This window comes from Leifsonia sp. HAY1-4F (assembly GCF_056755275.1).
On record NZ_JBNDHX010000169.1, the window covers coordinates 1 to 4,500 of the forward strand.

Annotated in this window: 4 protein-coding genes; 3 read left to right on the plus strand and 1 reads right to left on the minus strand. The window is 66.7% G+C overall.

Annotated features, from left to right (window positions below):
• The first annotated feature begins 181 nt into the window (after positions 1-181).
• The 3 genes from ctaC to ACPYOG_RS18740 are packed head-to-tail and all read left to right on the plus strand — an operon-like array spanning position 182 to position 3,256.
• Positions 182-1,072 carry an aa3-type cytochrome oxidase subunit II gene (ctaC, locus tag ACPYOG_RS18730; RefSeq protein WP_481295652.1) on the plus strand — a complete coding sequence of 297 codons (891 nt, stop codon included), beginning with the start codon at positions 182-184 and terminating at the stop codon, positions 1,070-1,072.
• A gap of 9 nt (positions 1,073-1,081) precedes the next feature.
• Complete coding sequence (ctaD, locus tag ACPYOG_RS18735) at positions 1,082-2,830, plus strand: aa3-type cytochrome oxidase subunit I (protein ID WP_481295653.1); 1,749 nt, start codon at positions 1,082-1,084, stop codon at positions 2,828-2,830.
• A 3-nt stretch (positions 2,831-2,833) separates the two neighbouring features.
• Positions 2,834-3,256: a cytochrome c oxidase subunit 4 gene (locus ACPYOG_RS18740; RefSeq protein ID WP_481295654.1), complete on the plus strand. Its 423-nt coding sequence runs from the start codon at positions 2,834-2,836 to the stop codon at positions 3,254-3,256.
• Between the two features lie 302 nt (positions 3,257-3,558).
• On the opposite strand, the gene ACPYOG_RS18745 is transcribed toward ACPYOG_RS18740, so the two are convergent.
• Positions 3,559-4,389 (minus strand): methyltransferase domain-containing protein, encoded by an 831-nt coding sequence (locus tag ACPYOG_RS18745; protein ID WP_481295655.1) that lies wholly within the window; start codon positions 4,387-4,389, stop codon positions 3,559-3,561.
• Positions 4,390-4,500 lie beyond the last annotated feature (111 nt).

Below are 4,500 nucleotides of genomic sequence, written 5' to 3' on the forward strand. Positions count from 1 at the left end.
CGACCGGTTCGTGCGCCTGTGGAGACTCCTTCCACTGAGTTCCATAGCACACGAAAACACACAGGGCCGCCCTCCACAGGGCGGCCCTTTTGTTCTGATCAGGGTGTCAGTCGGAGTAGGGTGGATACAGCCACATACAGTTGCATGTGAACTGTCCCCGTAGTCACTCGAAAGGTCACCGGTGCGTCACAATCGCCGTCTCCGATGGGCTGCCATCCCGATCGCTGCGATGCTCGTCGTGGCGCTTGCGGGCTGCACGCAGGCTCAGCTGCACGGATTCCTCCCGGGCTTCGTGGAGGGTCAGCCGCCCGTCACGAACCACACCGACCGCATCAGCGGCCTGTGGGTGACCAGCTGGATCGTGCTCCTGATCGTCGGCATCATCGTGTGGGGACTGATCCTGTGGACGGTCATCGTCTACCGCCGGCGCAAGGGCCAGACCGGCCTGCCGTCGCAGCTGCGCTACAACATGCCGATCGAGATCTTCTACACGGTCGTGCCGCTGATCCTGGTCCTCGGCTTCTTCGCCTTCACCGCCCGCGACCAGGCGGCGATCGAGAAGCCGTACGCGAACCCGGACCTCAAGATCCAGGTGTACGCCAAGCAGTGGGCGTGGGACTTCAACTACGTGACCGACAACGTCTACGACCCGGGCGTCCAGGTCCAGCCGGACGACAACAGCGCCACACAGGGCGCGGTCCAGGAGGGCAAGATCCCGACCCTGTACCTGCCCGAGAACAAGACGATCACGATCCAGCTCGACTCGCGCGACGTGATCCACTCCTTCTGGGTCCCCGCGATGCTGTACAAGAAGGACGTCATCCCGGGCAAGACGAACTACCTGTACTTCTCGACCACGAACCGTACGGGCACCTTCGTCGGCAAGTGCGCCGAGCTCTGTGGCGAATACCACTCGGCGATGCTCTTCAACGTGAAGATCGTGCCGCAGTCGGAGTACGACGCTCACATCCAGAGCCTGCGCGACCAGGGATTCACGGGTCAGCTGGGCTCCGAGTACGACCGCAACCAGAACCTGCCCGGAACGGGCGCCGCCCCTACGGGTAACGAGTAGGACAGACTGATGACGACGACAGCACCCGCACCGGGAGCCACCGCGGCTCCGAGGCCTGCGTCCACGATCCTCACCGCGAACGGTGCGGTCCGCAAGGGCAACATCCTCGTGAACTACATCACGTCGACGGATCACAAGACCATCGGGTACATGTACCTGATCTCCTCGTTCGTGTACTTCCTCATCGGCGGCGTGATGGCCCTCATCATCCGCGCCCAGCTGTTCGAGCCGGGTCTTCAGGTGGTGCAGACCAGGGAGCAGTACAACCAGCTCTTCACGATGCACGGCACGATCATGCTGCTGATGTTCGCGACGCCGCTGTTCGCGGGATTCGCCAACGTGCTCATGCCGCTGCAGATCGGCGCGCCGGACGTGGCCTTCCCGAGGCTGAACGCGCTGGCCTACTGGTTCTACTCGTTCGGCTCGCTGATCGCCGTCGCCGGCTTCCTCACCCCGCAGGGCGCCGCCTCGTTCGGATGGTTCGCCTATGCGCCGCTGTCGAGCACGACGTTCTCGCCCGGGCTCGGCGGCAACCTCTGGGTGCTCGGCCTCGGCCTCTCGGGCTTCGGCACCATCCTCGGTGCGGTCAATTTCATCACGACCATCATCACGATGCGCGCCCCGGGCATGACCATGTTCCGGATGCCGATCTTCACCTGGAACACCCTGGTGACCTCGATCCTCGTGCTGATGGCGTTCCCGGTTCTCGCCGCTGCGCTGTTCGCGCTGGCCGCCGATCGCGTGTTCGATGCGCACATCTACGACGCCGCGAACGGCGGAGCCCTGCTCTGGCAGCACCTGTTCTGGTTCTTCGGGCATCCCGAGGTCTACATCATCGCGCTGCCGTTCTTCGGCATCGTGTCGGAGATCTTCCCGGTGTTCAGCCGCAAGCCGGTCTTCGGGTACAAGACGCTGGTCTATGCGACGATCTCGATCGCGGCCCTGTCGGTCACCGTGTGGGCGCACCACATGTACGTCACCGGATCGGTGCTGCTGCCCTGGTTCTCGCTGATGACGATGCTCATCGCGGTCCCGACCGGCGTGAAGATCTTCAACTGGATCGGCACGATGTGGCGCGGCTCGCTCACCTTCGAGTCGCCGATGCTGTGGTCGATCGGGTTCCTGATCACCTTCACCTTCGGTGGTCTGACCGGCGTGATCCTGGCGTCGCCGCCGCTCGACTTCCACGTGTCCGACACGTATTTCGTGGTGGCGCACTTCCACTACGTCGTGTTCGGCACGGTCGTCTTCGCGATGTTCGCCGGCTTCTACTTCTGGTGGCCGAAGTGGACGGGCAAGATGCTGAACGACCGGCTGGGCAAGTGGCACTTCTGGCTGCTGTTCATCGGCTTCCACACGACCTTCCTCATCCAGCACTGGCTGGGCGTGGTCGGCATGCCGCGACGGTACGCGACCTACCTGCCGTCGGACGGCTTCACCTGGATGAACCAGGTGTCGTCGGTCGGTGCGGGCATCCTCGCGATCTCGATGATCCCGTTCTTCGTGAACGTCTACCTCACCGCGCGCAACGCGCCGAAGGTGACCGTGAACGACCCGTGGGGCTACGGCCGCTCGCTCGAGTGGGCCACCAGCTGCCCGCCGCCGCGGCACAACTTCACGTCGATCCCGCGCATCCGCTCGGAGTCCCCGGCCTTCGACCTGAACCACCCCGAGGCGGGCATCCCGATCGGGATCGGAGCGGCCAAGGACGCCCCGCAAGCCCCCGTGCACGACATCGCGAACGACGAGGTGAGGTAATCCATGCGCGCCAATGCGATCCTGTTCTGGATCCTGTCGATCTTCTTCGTCCTGTCGTCCCTCGTCTACACGCTGTGGAACCTGCTCGACGAGTTCCACCGCAACGTGGAGTGGGTGGGCACCGTCGGCATGCTGCTCGCGGCCATCCTCTCGGCGTTCATCGCCTTCTACGTGGGCCGCTCGCACGCCTCGCAGGGCGGTGAGCTGCCGGAGGACCGCCTCGACGCGAACATCGACGACGGCGACCCCGAGCTCGGGCACTTCAGCCCGTGGAGCTGGTGGCCGTTCTCCCTCGCCGTCGGTGCGGGCCTGGTCATCCTCGGCCTCGCCGTGGGCTTCTGGATCTGCTTCATCGGCGTCGCCTTCGCCCTCGTCTGCCTCGTCGGCTGGGTCTACGAGTACTACCGCGGCTACTTCGCCCGCTGACCTGCACGTCGCACCTCGCACGAAGGGCCGTCTCCTCCGGGAGGCGGCCCTTTCGCGTGGCGGCTCCATCCGTGCGAGGCGGCCCTTTGCGTCGGTGGTTCCCTCCGTGGGACGCAACACGCCGCCACGCGCCTCGCCCTAACGGCGTGTTGCGTCCCACGGATCGTCCGACGACGCCAACTGGTGGTCCCAACATGCCGTTTCGGCGCGTTCGAAACGGCATGTCGGGACCAGTGGATGCGGTGCGGGCATCAGCGGAAGACGTCAACGGAGACGCGTGTCGCGTCCGGGGTGCTGGTTCGTCAGCGGCGGGCGAGGCGGAGGACTTCGACGGAGACGCGGGTCGTCTCCGGTGTGCCGGCGGCCGCGCCCTCGCCCGTCGTGTCCTCGGCTGCCGCGTGGCGCGCCGACGGGCCCATGCCCGCCAGAGCTGCGGCGAGGTCGTCCGTGAGTGCTAAGTCGTACCCGACGGATTCGCGCGTCTGAAGGGCGTACAGGGCCTCTGACGTGGCAATGACGTCCACTGCCTTGTCGGACGGGATGTCGAGCATCGTCCCCGCAGCCCGCAGCGATCCGAGGTGATCGGGACGCGGCACGACGACCACCAGAACCCCTCCCGGGCGGAGGACGCGGTGGAACTCGGGCAGGTTCCGGGGGGCGAAGACATCGAGGATCGTGTCCGCACCCTCCGACCGGAGCGGGAGGGGGCGCCACGTGTCGGCGACGAGCCCGTCGATTCGGTCCGACGAGCGGACGGCCCGGGCGACCGCCTGCGGCGAGAGGTCCATGGCGAGCCCGAGCGCCGACGGCACGGCGGTCAGCGCAGCGCGCAGGTAGTGGCCGGTGCCGGCGCCTGCGTCGAGGATCCGCGTCCCGGCGGTGGCCGCAGCGACCGCCTGCGCGATGGGGGAGTAGGCGCCGGTCTCGAGGACGCGGTCCCGCGCGTCCAGCATCCCGGACGTGTCGCCCAGGTGCTTGCTGCCTCCGCCGAGCAGGGAGACGTAGCCGCGTTTGTTGACGTCGTGGCGATGGCCGTTGGCGCAGCCCAGCGTCAGGTGGTCGACGGGTTCGAGGTCCGCCGCGCACACCGGGCAGCGCAGCCAGGACGCGAGGCGGTTCAGGTCAGCGGGCATCGGGGGAGACCTTACCAAAGCGGGAGGGAGCGAACGCAGAAGCGGGGGGGGGGGGGGGAGGAGAGGGGGGTCTGCGGTGGGGGGGGGGTGGGGGTGTGTCTGTTCGCCCCC